Origin of the sequence: Kribbella jejuensis (assembly GCF_006715085.1) — a bacterium.
GTDB lineage: Bacteria > Actinomycetota > Actinomycetes > Propionibacteriales > Kribbellaceae > Kribbella > Kribbella jejuensis.
The window spans coordinates 356567-370562 of record NZ_VFMM01000002.1; the positions used below are offsets into that span (position 1 = coordinate 356567).

At 69.9% G+C, this 13996-nt stretch carries 13 protein-coding genes; 3 read left to right on the plus strand and 10 right to left on the minus strand.

Annotation, left to right across the window (positions count from 1 at the left end; all coding sequences use genetic code 11):
• Window positions 1-189 precede the first annotated feature (189 nt).
• A complete protein-coding gene (locus FB475_RS21645) occupies window positions 190-729 on the plus strand; it encodes a hypothetical protein (protein ID WP_141858397.1) in 540 nt (179 codons plus the stop codon).
• 735 nt (window positions 730-1464) lie between these two features.
• Here FB475_RS21645 and FB475_RS21650 read toward each other — a convergent pair.
• The 4 genes from FB475_RS21650 to FB475_RS21665 form a co-directional block, all read right to left on the minus strand.
• The gene (locus FB475_RS21650) at window positions 1465-2436 is read right to left on the minus strand and encodes a CAP domain-containing protein (RefSeq protein WP_141858398.1); all 972 of its coding nucleotides are present in this window, start codon (window positions 2434-2436) and stop codon (window positions 1465-1467) included.
• 355 nt (window positions 2437-2791) lie between these two features.
• On the minus strand, window positions 2792-3583 hold the full coding sequence (locus FB475_RS21655) for a CAP domain-containing protein (protein ID WP_202878466.1): 792 nt from the start codon (window positions 3581-3583) through the stop codon (window positions 2792-2794).
• Between the two features lie 89 nt (window positions 3584-3672).
• The gene (locus FB475_RS21660; protein ID WP_141858399.1) at window positions 3673-4335 is read right to left on the minus strand and encodes a GNAT family N-acetyltransferase; all 663 of its coding nucleotides are present in this window, start codon (window positions 4333-4335) and stop codon (window positions 3673-3675) included.
• 141 nt (window positions 4336-4476) lie between these two features.
• Window positions 4477-5598 carry a GNAT family N-acetyltransferase gene (locus FB475_RS21665; RefSeq protein WP_141858400.1) on the minus strand — a complete coding sequence of 374 codons (1122 nt, stop codon included), beginning with the start codon at window positions 5596-5598 and terminating at the stop codon, window positions 4477-4479.
• 79 nt (window positions 5599-5677) lie between these two features.
• Here FB475_RS21665 and FB475_RS21670 point away from each other — a divergent pair, with 79 nt between their 5' ends.
• The gene (locus tag FB475_RS21670) at window positions 5678-6490 is read left to right on the plus strand and encodes a DeoR/GlpR family DNA-binding transcription regulator (RefSeq protein ID WP_141858401.1); all 813 of its coding nucleotides are present in this window, start codon (window positions 5678-5680) and stop codon (window positions 6488-6490) included.
• Here the strand turns inward: FB475_RS21670 and galK are convergent.
• Together galK and galT are read right to left on the minus strand one after the other, a co-directional pair.
• Window positions 6483-7610, minus strand: coding sequence for a galactokinase (gene galK / locus FB475_RS21675; RefSeq protein WP_141858402.1), 1128 nt, complete (start codon window positions 7608-7610; stop codon window positions 6483-6485). The genes FB475_RS21670 and galK overlap by 8 nt on opposite strands.
• Window positions 7607-8653 (minus strand): galactose-1-phosphate uridylyltransferase, encoded by a 1047-nt coding sequence (gene galT / locus FB475_RS21680; protein WP_141858403.1) that lies wholly within the window; start codon window positions 8651-8653, stop codon window positions 7607-7609. Before galT ends, galK begins: the two co-directional genes overlap by 4 nt.
• Window positions 8654-8820: 167 nt before the next feature.
• On the opposite strand from galT, the gene FB475_RS21685 reads away from it, so the two are divergent.
• Complete coding sequence (locus FB475_RS21685) at window positions 8821-10137, plus strand: hemolysin family protein (protein ID WP_141858404.1); 1317 nt, start codon at window positions 8821-8823, stop codon at window positions 10135-10137.
• On the opposite strand, the gene FB475_RS21690 is transcribed toward FB475_RS21685, so the two are convergent.
• Genes FB475_RS21690 through FB475_RS21705 form a run of 4 tightly spaced genes read right to left on the minus strand, consistent with a single transcriptional unit; the run spans window position 10091 to window position 13988 of the window.
• The gene (locus FB475_RS21690; protein ID WP_141858405.1) at window positions 10091-11341 is read right to left on the minus strand and encodes an MFS transporter; all 1251 of its coding nucleotides are present in this window, start codon (window positions 11339-11341) and stop codon (window positions 10091-10093) included. The genes FB475_RS21685 and FB475_RS21690 overlap by 47 nt on opposite strands.
• Before the next feature lie 2 nt (window positions 11342-11343).
• The gene (locus tag FB475_RS21695; protein WP_141858406.1) at window positions 11344-11934 is read right to left on the minus strand and encodes a helix-turn-helix domain-containing protein; all 591 of its coding nucleotides are present in this window, start codon (window positions 11932-11934) and stop codon (window positions 11344-11346) included.
• Between the two features lie 51 nt (window positions 11935-11985).
• Window positions 11986-13125 carry a serine/threonine-protein kinase gene (locus FB475_RS21700; protein ID WP_141858407.1) on the minus strand — a complete coding sequence of 380 codons (1140 nt, stop codon included), beginning with the start codon at window positions 13123-13125 and terminating at the stop codon, window positions 11986-11988.
• Window positions 13126-13157: 32 nt separating this feature from the next.
• Window positions 13158-13988, minus strand: a complete 831-nt coding sequence (locus FB475_RS21705; protein WP_141858408.1) for an alpha/beta fold hydrolase — start codon at window positions 13986-13988, stop codon at window positions 13158-13160.
• Between the last annotated feature and the right edge of the window lie 8 nt (window positions 13989-13996).

Here is a 13996-nt window from a genome sequence, read left to right on the forward strand (position 1 = left end):
GTGGTGGCGTCCGGGGTGCTGCGTGAACTGGCGTCGTACTCGCTGGGTGTGGCGGAGTATGTGGTGTCGCCGGGTGCGGTGACGGTGCCTGCGGCTGAGCCTGCTGCGGCGAGGCCTGCAGCTGCGTCGATGCCGGCTGCGCGGCGCTTTGAGGTGGAGTCTGTTGGTAGGTCGCCTGAGGTGGGGCGCTTGGTTGTGTCGGCGGACAGGCTCGCGTCGGACCTGATGGACAGGCTGTTCGCCGCGGTCGACGTGCTGGGGGTTGCGGCCGGGCCGAGGGATGCCCAGTCGTCGGCGGCGCTGCGGGCGGACCAGGTGCCGGCGGTGTCGCCGAGCGGCGCACGGCCGGATTCCACTGCGGAGGCGCCGCTCGGGGATGCGTCGGCGGTGGTGTCGCCGAGAGCCGCGCGACGTGCCGACTCGCCGAACGACGTACGGGACTCCGACTCGCCGGACGACGTACGGGACACCGACTCGCCGAACGAGGTACGGGACACCGACTCGCCGGACGACGTACGGGACGCCGGGTCGCCGATCGAGGTCTGGTTGTTGATGGTGGAGTCGGTGCGGCGGGCGGCTCGGCGGGCTCGGGTGGGGGGTTCTGGGTCGGTGCCCCCGAGGGACTGGTCCACCCAGGAGGGGCCGCTGCCGGCGGGGCGTCGGATGGCTTCTGCGCGGCTTGCGGTCAAGCCGGACGGCGTCTCCGCAGCGCGCGATCCCGAGGCGTAGCCGGATGACGTGTGACCGGTGCGGGATTCCGAGGCGTAAGCAGATGACGTCTGGCCGCCGGGAGATTCCGAGGCATAGGCAGATGACGTCTGGCCGGCGGGAGATTCCGAGCCGTAGCCGGGTGACGTTTCCTCTGCGCCGGCTCCGGGCGTGTAGCCGGACGCGACCGGGCGGTCCACCGTGGGAGTTGGGCGGGTGGGGAGGCCCGAGGTGGTGTCTGGGGTGGTGTAGCTGGGGAGGGCGGTCCGGGGCGCGTACTGGGGCGTGGCGGGGCGGGATTGGTTGCTGCCGACCCAGAACGGGGAGTCGGTACCGCCCTTGGGGGCGTTGGCCCAGAACGGAGACTCGTCGCTGCGCGGGGCGTAGCGCGGGGGTTCTGGTGGTGTCGGCGGGGTGGATTCCGCGGGCGGCGGAGTGGACCGGTTGCCGGAACGCGAGGAGCGGGCGGCTCGGGTCGCCTTCCTGCGCGGTTTGTACCGGCCGTTGCCGGACTCGGACATTATGTCGTTGTTCCCTTCAAAGTCGCGCCCCCAAGACGTGCCTCATCAACGAGACGAGCCTCACCAGCCGTCTCACCGGAGCCCCCCAGGAACGTCCGGCAACATGACAAGGACGGAATTACCCGCCGCGACCGGCCGGCAACCGGTCGGACATTGTGGTGGTTGAACAACGTTTCCGCCACATTCGGTGTGTTCGAGACAATGACATCAAGGACATCCACGGTGCCGGCCGGTCTCAGCTTCGGCCGAAGTCCTGGACCCAGCTGCCCGGTCCGTAGTCGGACTTCACCCGGCCGGGGTCGTAACCGATGCCGATCGAGGTGAACCGGCAGTTCAGGATGTTCTTGCGGTGGCCGTCGCTCTGCATCCAGGCGGCGACCACCTTCTGCGCGCTGTCGTACCCAGCGGCGATGTTCTCGCCCCAGGTCGACCCGCGGTACCCGGCGGCCGCCATCCGGTCGCCCGGGTCCTGGCCGTCGGGGTTGGTGTGGTCCATGTAGTGCCGGCGGACCATGTCGGAGGCGTGCTCGCCGGCCGCCTCGACCAGGGCGCTGTCCAGCTTGAGCGGGCCGCAGCCCTGCTGCTCACGGATCTGGTTCGTGTAGTCGAGGACCTGCCGTTCCTGCGCGTTCGTCCCGCCGCCGCCGGTCGGCGGTTCCGGGGTGTCGCTCGGGGTCGGCTCGGTCGTCCGGGTCTTGGTCGGCGTACTCGACGGCTGCCTGGTCGGCCTGGTCCTCGGCGAACCGGTCGGCGTGACCCACGGGGTCGCGGCGGTACTGCGGGGCCCGGTCGGCGAAACGATCACCGTTGTCACCCCAACCGTCGGCACCGTAGGCGCAGTCGGCACGGTCGGGGTGGCCGGCGAGCTGCTCGGCGTACTCGAAACCACTGTCGCGCCCTCCGCCGGCGTACCCACGACGGCCGTGGTGGTGACGCCGTTCGGCAGCGTCTTGGTGATCGTGATCAGCGGGGAGCTGGTCGTGGTGGCCTCGACGGACGCACCGCCGTTCAGCCGGGTGTCCTCGGAAACGTTCAGCACCTTCGCGGCGCCGTCGGTCCGCGGCTGGTCGTGCGACATCAGCCAGACCACTGGGCCGATCGCGAGCAGCACCGAGAGCGCGCTGATGACCGGGCCGACCAGGCCACGGCTCCGCCGGGGAGCTCGTCTACTACCGCGGTGCCGCCGGGGGGTTGGCGAATCCGTCATGGGTGGGCGAATCCTCTTCGTTTCTTCGTGATACCGAAACTGCGCGTCGTTCCCCGTGAGTACAGCCAGGTCCCCCCAAGGGTGTGTCTGACGGTTCCCCGCCTACTGCGCGGCACTCGGCACGGCACCTCGCCACCCTGGAGCAAAGGCCACGATGCGCCGCATCGAGGCCTTCGCTCCAGGGCGCCGATGCACCGCACCGAGCACCTGCTCGCGACGGCGCGGAACCGTCAGACACACCCTGGTCACCGAACAGCGACCTTAACCGACGCGCGAGGTCATCGTTACACCGATGTGAACACTCTTAACGAAGCCCGAAGAAAACGATTGACTGAAACTCGCTGACCATCGAAAGTCAGCCGCCGAAGTCCTGCACCCAGCTCCCGTTGCCCCAGTCCGGCTTGACCTGGCCGGGGTCGTACCCGATGCCGATCATCGTGTACCCGCAGTTCAGGATGTTCGCGCGGTGCCCGGGGCTCTTCATCCACCCTGCCACGACCGCGGCCGGACTGCTGTACCCGACCGCGATGTTCTCGCCCATCGAGCCACCGGCGAACCCGGCCGCCTTCATCCGGTCGAACGGGCTGCGGCCGTCCAGGCTGTCGTGCGCGAAGTAGTGCTGGTCGACCATGTCCGCGGCGTGCGCCTCGGCCGCCCGGACCAGTGACTTGTCGAACCGCAGCGGACCGCAACCGGACTTCGCCCGTTCCTGGTTGGTCAGCGTGAGTACCTGCTCCTCGGCCGGCCCCGAGCCACCGACCGGCTTCGGCGTCTTCGTCGGTTTGGACGTCCTGGTCGGCGTTGGCGTTGGCCTGGGGGTAGGCGTCGGCGTGGCAGTAGGCGTAGGCGTCGCCGTGTGCCGAGGCGTGTACGTCGACTTCGCCGGCGTCCGCGTACTACCCCGACTCGGCGCGCTAGTAGACCTTGTCGGTGTAGGCGTGGCCGTCGTACGCCGAGACGGCGTCACGGATGAAGCGTCGTCAGCAGGCAGCGCGGACGTGATCGAGGCGTCCTGGCTGGTCGGTCGAGGTGTGCCGGTCTGCCGCATGACGAACCACCCGACGCCCACGAGCAGGACAAGAGCGGACAGCGATGCGAGGAGGGGACCGGCCACGCCCTTGCCTGGTGACCGTCGGTGGTTCGTCATGCTGAGCAGCCTTGCCCAGGTCAGCGGTTGCCGACTCCCGGCAGGGCAAGCACTTCACAAACCTCTGACGATGGCAATCGTTTGAACGACTACCGCGACCGGGCGATCACGATGTCCGCGATCACCTTCCACCCCAAGCTCCGGTACAGCCGCAGGCCGTCGATGGACGCGATCAGGATGCCGCGTTTGGCGCCCTTCGCCGCGGCCGCCTCGACCAGGGAGGCCATCACCGCGCTGCCGAGCCCGCGCCGCCGGTGCGCCGGGTCGGTCTCGATCCGGTCCGCGACCGCGTCCTCGCCGACCACGGCCATCCGGCCGCTGGACACCACGCCGCCGTGCAACGTGGCGCGGGTGATGATCAGGTCGTCCTCGAGCTCGGTGTGCAACGCGTAGCGCTCGTGCAGCTTCAACGCCGGCTGCTCCGAGAGCTGGATCGTCATCAGCCAGTCCTGGTCCTGCTGGACCTCGAGGCCAAGCTCCTCCAGCTGTTCGATCCGGGCTTCCTTGTCGTCGGTGGCCAGCGTGATCCAGCCCGAACCACGCCCGCCGCCGTCGGCGAAGGCCAGCTGGGCGGCGCGTTCCACCCGGTCCGGCTTCCCGTCGGCGTCCAGTACGACGTACTCGGTCGGCCGGCTCTCCTCACCTGCCCGGACGATCAGAATGCCGTCGTTGTCGTCCTCAACCGTGGTCCAGCCCCGCGAGACGGACCACCCGGCCTGCCAACGGCGGACGAGTTCCTCACGATCTCTCACCCGTCGATTCAAGCAGCCCGGCCGCGCCACGGCGAGGGGAACCGGTGTCGGATGTCACCAACCGGCCGTGAATCAATGCCTGCGCGCGGTGACCGATACCGCTCAACCGCGCCCGTCCGCAACCCCTCGCCGGTGCGCAACTCACCGCTCGTCGGCGAGCAGGTCGTAGGTCAGCAGGTTGTCGTAGCTGCCGTCGCGGCGCGGGTCGGCCCGGCGTTCGGTGCCGACCAGCGTGAAGCCGTTGATCTCGGCAACGTGCGCGGACGCGGTGTTCACATCGGCGCACTTCACCACCAGCCGCCGCCGGCCCAGACCGCCGTCTTCGATCGGCCGGAAAGCGTGTCCGATCACCAGTTCCACCGCGGTCGTCATCACCTTGCGGCCGCGCGCCTCCGGGTGCATCCAGTACCCGATCTCGCCCTTGGTCTTGTCGATCCGGTCGCTCAGCTCGAAGACGCTGACGTTTCCGAGCAGTTCGTCGCTGGTGGCGTCGGCGACTGCCCAGGTAACCGCCTCGCCGCCAGCCGCCGCGTGCGGACGGCTCGCGATGAACCAGGCCGCGTCGTCGAGCGTGTACGGCGACGGCATCCCGGACAGCCAGCGCTGGGTGCGTTCGTCGTTGCAGGCCTCCATCACGCGCTGGGCGTCGGTTTCCCGCATTGCCCGCAACCTGATTCCGTTGTTCTCCAGCACCGGCACCGCCCACCAGTTGCCCTGCGGCTCGAGTACGTCGTCCCGGCCGACCGTCGCGACCCACTCGTCCTTCCGGACGCCGCGCGACACGCCGCCACCAGGGACGGTCACCAGCCCGCGGAACCCCACTTTCCACGCCACCCGGCGGCTCGCGTAGTTGCCGACGTACGCGCGCCAGATCACGCGGCTCCACCCCAGTGTGTCGAACGCGTACCGCACCACTAGCCGCAGCGCGCGCGTCATCACCCCCTGGCCGCGAACCTCGGGCGACACCGCGAACCCGACCTCGCCGACGCCACCCACGCCGTCGCGCAGGTCGATCGTGCCGACGTACTTCCCGGCGTACGAGATCGCCCACGCCCACGAGGTGTTCTCGCGCCAGCCGGCCGGGATCACCTCGGTCAGATAGCCGACGGCGTGCTCGCGCAGGTACGGCACCGGGATCGTGGTCCATTCCTGCATCACCGGGTCCTGGCACATCCGGTACGCCGGTTCGACATCGTCGGCCGTGTGCGCACGCAGGGTCACCGCGTCGTCGGTCAGCACCGGCACATCCTCAGGAAAACGCATGCTTCAGGGTGCCGCGCAGCCCCCGCGTCGGCAACGCATTTCACTGACACGAGGACGTTTGAACACTAGGCTGTGGACCGTGAACGCAGCCGGAGCAGAGCCGCCCCGCGGTCGTGGCGGCCAGTTGGCCGCCCAGCGGCAGGCCACGATCGTTGCCGAGGTCAACAGCCGGGGCGCGATCACGGTGGCCGAACTGGTCGACCGGTTCGGGGTCTCGGACATGACGATCCGCCGCGATCTGGACGCCCTGGACTCCAGCGGCCTGCTGCACAAGGTGCACGGCGGCGCGACCTCGGTCGGCCTGCGGTCCGCGCACGAGCCGGGCTTCGACGCCAAGCTGACGCAGGAGTCCGCGGCCAAGCAGGCGATCGCGGCCGAGGCCGCCACCCGCGTGCAGCCGGACAGCGCGATCGGCATCGGTGCCGGTACGACGACCTACGCGCTGGCCCGGCAGTTGCTCCGCGTGGAGAACCTGACCGTGGTGACGAACTCGGCCCGGATCGCCGACGTGTTCCACGGCAACGGCCGCTCCGACCGCACCGTCGTCCTGATCGGCGGGATCCGGACACCGTCCGACGCGCTGGTCGGGCCGATCGCCACCGCCGCGCTGGCGTCGCTGCACCTGGACCTGCTGTTCCTCGGTGCGCACGGCGTGGACGCCGAACACGGTCTCAGCACGCCGAACCTGATGGAGGCCGAGACCAACCGCTCCTTCATCGCGGCCAGCCGCGAGGTGGTCGTGGTCGCCGACCACACGAAGTGGGGCACGGTCGGCCTGAGCACGTTCGCCACCTGGTCCGACCTCGACGTCATCGTCACCGACAACGGCCTGTCGGCCGCAGCCCGCAAGGCAATGCGCGACACGGGCTGCGACCTCGTGATCGCTAACTGATCCGGGACGCGCCGGCCGAGGGAGTAGCCGCGAGCGACGACGGGGCCGCGAAACCGTGCTCCGCAAAGGCTTTCTCGATCGCCGCGAGCACGGATTCGGCCGCGGACGCCTCGACCAGCGCGATGATGCAGCCACCGAAACCGCCGCCGGTCATCCGGGCGCCGAGCGCACCGGCGTCCAGCGCGGCGTCGACCGCGACGTCCAGTTCGGGCACCGTGACCTCGAAGTCGTCGCGCAGTGAGACGTGCGACGCGGTGAACAGCGGCCCGACCTCGCGCAACCGACCGGCGCGCATCAGCGCGATCGCGTCCTCGGTCCGCTTGATCTCGGTCACCACGTGCCGGACGCGACGCCGGTCGACCTCGTCGTCCAGCCGGGCGAGCGCTGCGTCCAGCCCGGCGTAGTCCACCGAACGCAGGGCCGGTACGCCGAGTGCGGCCGCGGCGTGCTCACAGCTCTGGCGGCGCGCGGCGTACTCACCGTCGGCGTGCCGGTGCGGCGCCTTCACGTCCACCACGAGCAACCGCAGCCCCTCGGCCTCGGGGTCGAACGGGATCTGGTCCAGCGCACCGGACCGGATGTCGAAGGCCAGCGCGTGACCGGCTGTGCAGCACATCGACGCGGTCTGGTCCATCAGACCGACGGGCGCGCCGACGTACTGGTTCTCGGCGCGCTGGGCGAGCCGGGCCACCTCCGCCGGATCGACCTCCTCGCCGGCCAGTCCGAGCAGCGCGATCGCGGTCGCGCAGAGCAGCGCCGCCGACGACGACAGACCCGCGCCCGAGGGCAGGTCGGACTCGAAGTGCAGGCTCGCGCCGCCGATCGGGTACCCGGCCTCGCGCAGCACCCACGCCGCACCTGCCGGGTACGCCGCCCAGTCGCCGACGGACCCCGGCGCCAACGAGTCCAGAGGGAACTCGATCACCTCGCCGTGCCCACCTGACGCCACCGCCACCAGGCCGTCGGTACGCCGGCCGGCGGTGACCACGATCTGGTTCGGCAGCGCGATCGGAAGGACGACGCCATCGTTGTAGTCGGTGTGTTCGCCGATCAGGTTGACCCGGCCCGGTGCCCGCCAGCTGCCGTCGGGCGCCGTACCGAAAACGTCTGCAAAGCTCACGAGCCAACCTTCCGCAGGGTCTCGGCCACGTCTTCCGGCCGGGTGTCGCTGATGAACGCGCCCATGCCGGACTCCGAGCCGGCCAGGTACTTGATCTTGTCCTTGGCCCGGCGGATCGACAACACCTCCAGGTGCAGGTAGCCGAGCTCGCGGTCCACCCGGACCGGGGCCTGGTGCCAGGCGGCGATGTAGGGCAGCGGTTCGCCGTACAGGCCGTCGAGGCGCTGCAGGACGTCCAGGTACAGCTCGGCGAAGTCGTCGCGCTCGCCGACCGACAGCTCGTCGATGCCGCCGACCTGGCGGTGCGGGTACAGGTGCACCTCGACCGGCCAGCGGGCCGCCTCCGGGACGAACGCGGTCCAGTTGCCGTTCTCGCCGATCACCCGGGTGCCGTCCTTGCGCTCGGCGGCCAGTACGTCGGCGAACAGGTTGCTCCCGGCAACCTCTTGGTGCTTGCGGGCCTGCCGGAGCAGGTTCTGCATCCGCGGCGGCACGAACGGGTAGGCGTAGATCTGGCCGTGCGGGTGGTTCAGCGTGACGCCGATCTCGCGGCCGCGGTTCTCGAACGGGAAGACCAGTTCGACGTCGTCGCGGGCGCCGAGCTCGGCGGTCCGGTCGGCCCAGGCGTCGACGACCAGCCGGGCCTGGCCCTGCGACAGGCCGGTGAACGAGCCGTTGTGGTCGCTGGTGAAGCACACCACCTCGGTCCGCCCGGGGCCGGCGAAGGACGGGAACCGGTTCTCGAAGACTGCGACGTTGTAGTCGTGGTCCGGGATCTCGGTCGGGTTGCCGGGCTTGCTCGGGCACAGCGGGCACTGGTCCGCGGGCGGTAGGTAGGTTCGCGTGTTGCGGTGCGTCGCGTACGTGATCACGTCACCGGTCAGCGGGTCGGTCCGCATCTCCACCTGCGGCTGCGGTGCGGGTAGCCCGCGGGTGTCCTCGAGCGGCACCCGCGGCGGCGTGTCGGCCGGGTCGTAGTAGATCAGCTCGCGACCGTCCGACAGGGTGGCGTCGGTACGGCGGACACCGCGCGGTGTGTTCATCGTGAGACCTTCCCGGCCGTACGACGTGTCCGGCCAGGAATCATCGTAAACCAACAAAGTCGAACATGCATCGTGATACCACTCGCCAGTAGAGTGGATAAATGGACGACTACGCCCAACGCCCGCCCTCTCGACATACGACGAGAGGGCGCTAGGAACTCCGAGCCATGAACGACACCCTGCTCAACATCGTTCTGATCCTGGTCTTCGTGCTGATCGGGGGCGTGTTCGCCGCCGCCGAGATGGCTCTCGTGTCACTGCGAGAGAGCCAGCTGAAGGCCTTGTCCCATCGCGGCAGGCGTGGCGAGATCGTCGCCAAGGTCGCCGCCAACCCGAACCGCTTCCTGTCCGCCGTGCAGATCGGCGTGACCCTGATGGGCTTCCTGTCCGCCGCCTTCGGTGGCGCGACGCTGGCCGACGGCCTCGCCCCGCACCTGCACAAGCTCGGCCTGCCGGAGTCGCTGGCCAGTACGGTCGCGCTGGTACTGATCACGATCTGCATCTCCTACGTCTCGATCGTGATCGGCGAACTGGCCGCGAAACGCCTCGCGCTGCAGCGGGCGGAAGGCTTCGCGCTCGCCCTCGGCCCGCTGGTGGACCGGATCGCCTCCGGCGCCCGCCCGGTGATCTGGCTGCTGTCGAAGTCCACCGACCTGGTGGTCCGCGCGCTCGGCGGCGACCCGAACGCGAACCGCGAGGTGATGACCGACGAGGAGCTCCGCGACCTGGTCACCGCCAGCGAGTCGCTCGGCGAGGAGGAGCGCAAGATCGTCGACGACGTCTTCGAGGCAGGCAGCCGGCAGCTCCGCGAGCTGATGCTGCCGCGCACCGAGGTGGACTTCGTCGACGCCGAGATGCCGGCCTACAAGGCGGTCAAGTTCGCCGCCGAGCGGCCGCACTCGCGGTACCCGGTGATGAACGGGTCGGCCGACGACATCGTCGGGTTCGTGCACGTCCGGGACCTGTTCGACCCGGCGGTGGCGACCCGCTCGGTCCGGGTCGGTGACCTGGCCCGCGAGGTGCTGATGCTCCCGGACACCGCGAAGCTGCTGCCGACGCTGACCGAGATGCGCCGCCGCAGCACCCACCTCGCGATCGTCCTCGACGAGTACGGCGGTACGGCGGGCATCGTGACGCTGGAGGACCTGGTCGAGGAACTGATCGGCGACATCAAGGACGAGTACGACGAGGAACCGGCCGAGACGACCCGGCTGCGCAGCGGCGACATCGAGGTGGAGGGCCTGCTGAACCTCGACGACTTCGCCGACGCGACCACGATCGAGCTGCCCGACGGCCCGTACGAGACGGTCGGCGGGTTCCTCGCCGCCGCGCTCGGCAAGGTGCCGTCGACCGGCGACGAGGTACCGCTGGACGCGCACACGCTGACCGTCACCGAGATGGACGGCCGCCGGGTCGCCCGGGTCCGCCTGCACCGGGTCACACCGGCTGAGGAACAACCCGAGACAGCACCCGCCGCCGAGTGAGAACGACCAGCCCACCCACGACGTACCCGAGGCCCTGGAAGACCAGGATCGGGATGATGCCGACGGCGTCGCCGAGGAAGCCGGCCGCGGTGATGCCGATCAGCACCGCGACGCTCTCGGCGGCGCCGACCGCACCGTAGATCCGGCCCCGGGTGCCGTCGACGGTGAGGTTCTGGAACACCGTCATCATCCCGGCGATCGTGAGCGCACCGGGCAGGCCGACGACGATCATGCAGACGAACGCCGGGATCACGCTGTCCGACGCGAGTGGATAGAGGAACAGCACGGTGTCGATCAGCCCGAATACGAACGCACCGATACCCCAGAGCGTCGCGGCCGGCCAGCGGTTGCCGATCGCGGCCGCGACCAGTCCGCCGATGATCCCCCCGATCGCCTGCGAGGAGACGATCAGGCCGTACACCCGCCCGTCGCCGCCGAGGTCGGCGCGGACGAACGGCGCGAACAGCGTGCTCATGATGCCCTCACCGACCCCGGTGACCAGGCAGAACACGAAGAACAACCGCATCGCCGGCCCGGCCACGCACAGCCGCAGTCCCTCGGTCCACTCCGCCTTCAGCCGCTTGACCGCACCTCCGGCTGATTCGTCCGTGCGGTCCGGCCGGGACTGCCGATGCCGCATCGCCGCGACCAGTACGACGGCGATCAGGAACGTGGCCGCGTCACCGAGCGCGAGCAGCGTGAGCCCGCCGGCGGCCGCGAGTACGCCGCCCAGCGCCGCGCCGATCAGTCGGGCGAGGTCGCGGATCTGACTGTTCAACGCGTTCGCTGTGACGAGTTGGTCGGAGTTCACGAGCAGCGGGACGAGCGATTGTTCCGCGGGCGTGAAGAACTGTTGCAGACAGCTCTGCGCGAGCACCACGGCGTACACGATCCAGATCATGCTCGCGTCGTGGACGGCGATCAGCGGCAGCAGGACGACCGCGTTCAGCACGTTCGTCACGATCATCGTGGTCCGCTGGTTCCACCGGTCGACGAAGACACCGGCCAGCGAGCCGAGCAGTACGGCGGGCAGGAACGACGCCAGCAGCAATCCACCGGAGGCCAGCGTCGAGCCGGTCAGTACGTAGATCTGGAACGCGAGCCCGGTTCGCAGCAGCCAGTCGCCGATGAGCGAGATGAGCCCGGCGCTCAGCATCAGCCGGTAGTCACGCTGCCGTGCAAGGACGCCCCATAAGTCCTTCATGGCTAGTCCTCCGCGGCGATCGTGACGATCTGCGTGAACGACACGTACTTGCTGCCGGGCGGGCGGGTGGACTTGTCGTCGATCGGGCGCTCGTCGACCCAGCGCTGGAGTAGGTCGTTGATCTGGCCAACGATCTCGGCGAGCTCCGCACCGGTCAGGTAGATGCCGGTCTGGCCGATGCCCGAGTTGTCCCGCCAGACCGGATCGGCGTCCGGGCGCAGCTGCTGCCATTTCGCCAGCGCGTCCAGGGCCCGCTCGGCCATCAGTTGCTCGAGTACCTCGGCCGCCGCGGCGCCGTCGGGCGTCTTGAGCGCGTCCTCCCAGGACTGCGAGGTCGACACCAGCCGCCACGGCCGCTCGCGGTTGTCCTTGCCAGGCGCCGGCTCGACGAAGTCGTACTTCGCCAGCTGCCGCAGGTGGTGCGACGCCAGCGCCTGGCTGATCCCGAGCCGGCGGGCCGCGTCCGCCGCGGTCATCGGGCCCTCGCGTCCGAGCAGCGACTGCAGGTCCAGCCGTACCGGGTGTGCCATCGCGCGGATGGCCAGCGGATCGTCGAGCAGCCGCGACCGGCGCGGGTCCTTCTCCAAAGACATGCTTGGAATATGCGCCGGACCGAATCCGATGTCAAGGCATTGCTTGGAATGTCAGTGCTTGCCGTGCTGCTTGTGCTTGACCTTGCCGTGGCCCGTTGCCTTGGCGCTCCCCTTGGCGGGAGTAGACGCCGAGTGGCTCGGGGCCGGCCGCGTTGTGGTCACAGCCTTGGTGATCGTGACAGTGGGGGTGACGGTGGGCGTGACCACTGGGCGCGGTGGAGCGATCGTCCGCCGCGCCGGTTGCGACGGAACGACGTTCGCGGGCGCGATCGGCCGGTCGGTGTCCGGGTCGCTGAGTACGCCGGCCGCCATCACGCAGCCGGCGGCCACCACGGCGGCCGCCACCGCGACGGCCTTCCGCCAGTTCTGCCGGGGTAGCGCTCTGAGCTCCAGGGTGGGCAGCTCGGGCGTCTCGGCGAACGTCCAGCCGGCGACGTCGGCGGCGGTCGGGCGGTCGGCCGGGTCCTTGGCGAGCATCAGGTAGACGAGATGGGCGAGGGGTGCGGAGAACTGCTCGGGAACGACCGGAGCGGTGTGGACGTGCTGGGAGAGGATCGCGGTCGGGTCGGCGCCGGTGAACGGAGGATGGCCGGTCAGCAGTTGGTACAGCACGCAACCGAGCGCGTACACGTCCGACGCCGCGGTGGCCGGATGCCCCAGCGCGCGCTCAGGGGCGACGTAGTGACTGGTGCCGAGGATCCGGCCGGGCGTCCTGGTCTCCGGTTCCATCGCCGAGCGGGCAATCCCGAAGTCGGCGACCTTGACCGAGCCGTCGACATCGATCAGCAGATTGTCCGGCTTGATGTCGCGATGCACGATGTCGTGCTCGTGGGCGGCCGCCAGGCCCGCGGCCACTTGCTGGACGATGTCGACGGCGCGTTCCGGATCGAGCGGTCCGTTCAGCGCGAGTTCGCGGGTGACGGTGCGCCCGGCCATCAGCTCCATCACCAGGAAGTACTCGCCGTCGGACTGGCCGAAGTCGTACACGGCGACGACATGAGGATTCTTCACCCCGGCCGCTGCCCGTGCCTCCCGCCGGAACCGTGCGGCCGCGAGCGGATCGCGGACGTCGGGGCGGAGCAGTTTCACCGCGACCGGACGGCCGAGCAGTTCGTCGCAACCGCGATAGACCTCGCCCATCCCACCATGGCCGAGGATCTCGGTAATGCGGTAGCGCTCCGCGAGTAGCACACCGAACCGGTACCCCGGCAAATGCTGAGGACTCAGCCGATCTGTTTGCGGATCCACCGCAGGGCGGGTTCCGCCTGATCGAGGATCGTGATGTGGCTGAGATCTTGGCGTATGTCGAGGGTCGCGGCCGGAAGGTTCTCCGCGAGCCAGCGGGCGTGTGACCACGGGATGATCCGGTCGGCGGTGCCGTGTACGAGCAGCGTCGGCGCGGTGATCGTTGCCCAGTGCCACGGTTGGACGTACGAGCAGTCGTCGTCGACCGGGCCGTCGGGTCCGTGCGGACCGCCGGCCACGGAGCCGAGCCAGCCCCACGGTCCGTCGAACATCGCGAGGTCGGCCGCGGTGAACTCCGGGTCGTACTCGACGGCCTCGTTCGCCAGCCGCGCCTCCCGGCCGTCCGCCGCGGCGTGCAGCGAGGCGAGACCGGACGCGATCATGCCGTCGTACCAGTCGAGGCCTTTCGCTGTGTCGTCCGGGTACGGCGCGATCGCGGCGAGGGTGGCGACGGCCGTGACCCGGTCGCCGAGGAGGGCGGCGGCGCCGAGCGCGTACGTGCCGCCGCCGGAGTAGCCGAGCTGGGCGCAGCGCCGGATGCCGAGCGTGTCGAGGACCGTGGTCAGGTCGGCGGCGACGGATCCGACCGTACGGCCCGGCGCGGGCGTCGACCCGCCGTACCCCGGCCGGTCGAACGAGATCCACCTGATCCCGAGCTCCTCGGCGGCCGCGTCGAGCGGCGCGGGCGGCGTACCGAGCCCCGGAGTGCCGTGGTGCCAGACCACCACGGCCCGCTCGTTGTCGCCGGGCGCGCTGTCGTAGGCGTGCAGCACCCGGCCATCGGGCAGCGGGAAGTCGATCTCGTCCATGGTCCACA

Coding starts and splice junctions, on each gene's coding strand:
- FB475_RS21665 (WP_141858400.1), bottom strand. CDS start 5,598: ATGCGTTTTCCTGAGGATGTGCCGGTGCTGACCGACGACGCGGTGACC.
- galT (WP_141858403.1), bottom strand. CDS start 8,653: ATGAACACACCGCGCGGTGTCCGCCGTACCGACGCCACCCTGTCGGAC.
- FB475_RS21690 (WP_141858405.1), bottom strand. CDS start 11,341: ATGAAGGACTTATGGGGCGTCCTTGCACGGCAGCGTGACTACCGGCTG.
- FB475_RS21705 (WP_141858408.1), bottom strand. CDS start 13,988: ATGGACGAGATCGACTTCCCGCTGCCCGATGGCCGGGTGCTGCACGCC.
- FB475_RS21685 (WP_141858404.1), top strand. CDS start 8,821: ATGAACGACACCCTGCTCAACATCGTTCTGATCCTGGTCTTCGTGCTG.
- FB475_RS21695 (WP_141858406.1), bottom strand. CDS start 11,934: ATGTCTTTGGAGAAGGACCCGCGCCGGTCGCGGCTGCTCGACGATCCG.
- FB475_RS21650 (WP_141858398.1), bottom strand. CDS start 2,436: ATGACGGATTCGCCAACCCCCCGGCGGCACCGCGGTAGTAGACGAGCT.
- FB475_RS21655 (WP_202878466.1), bottom strand. CDS start 3,583: ATGACGAACCACCGACGGTCACCAGGCAAGGGCGTGGCCGGTCCCCTC.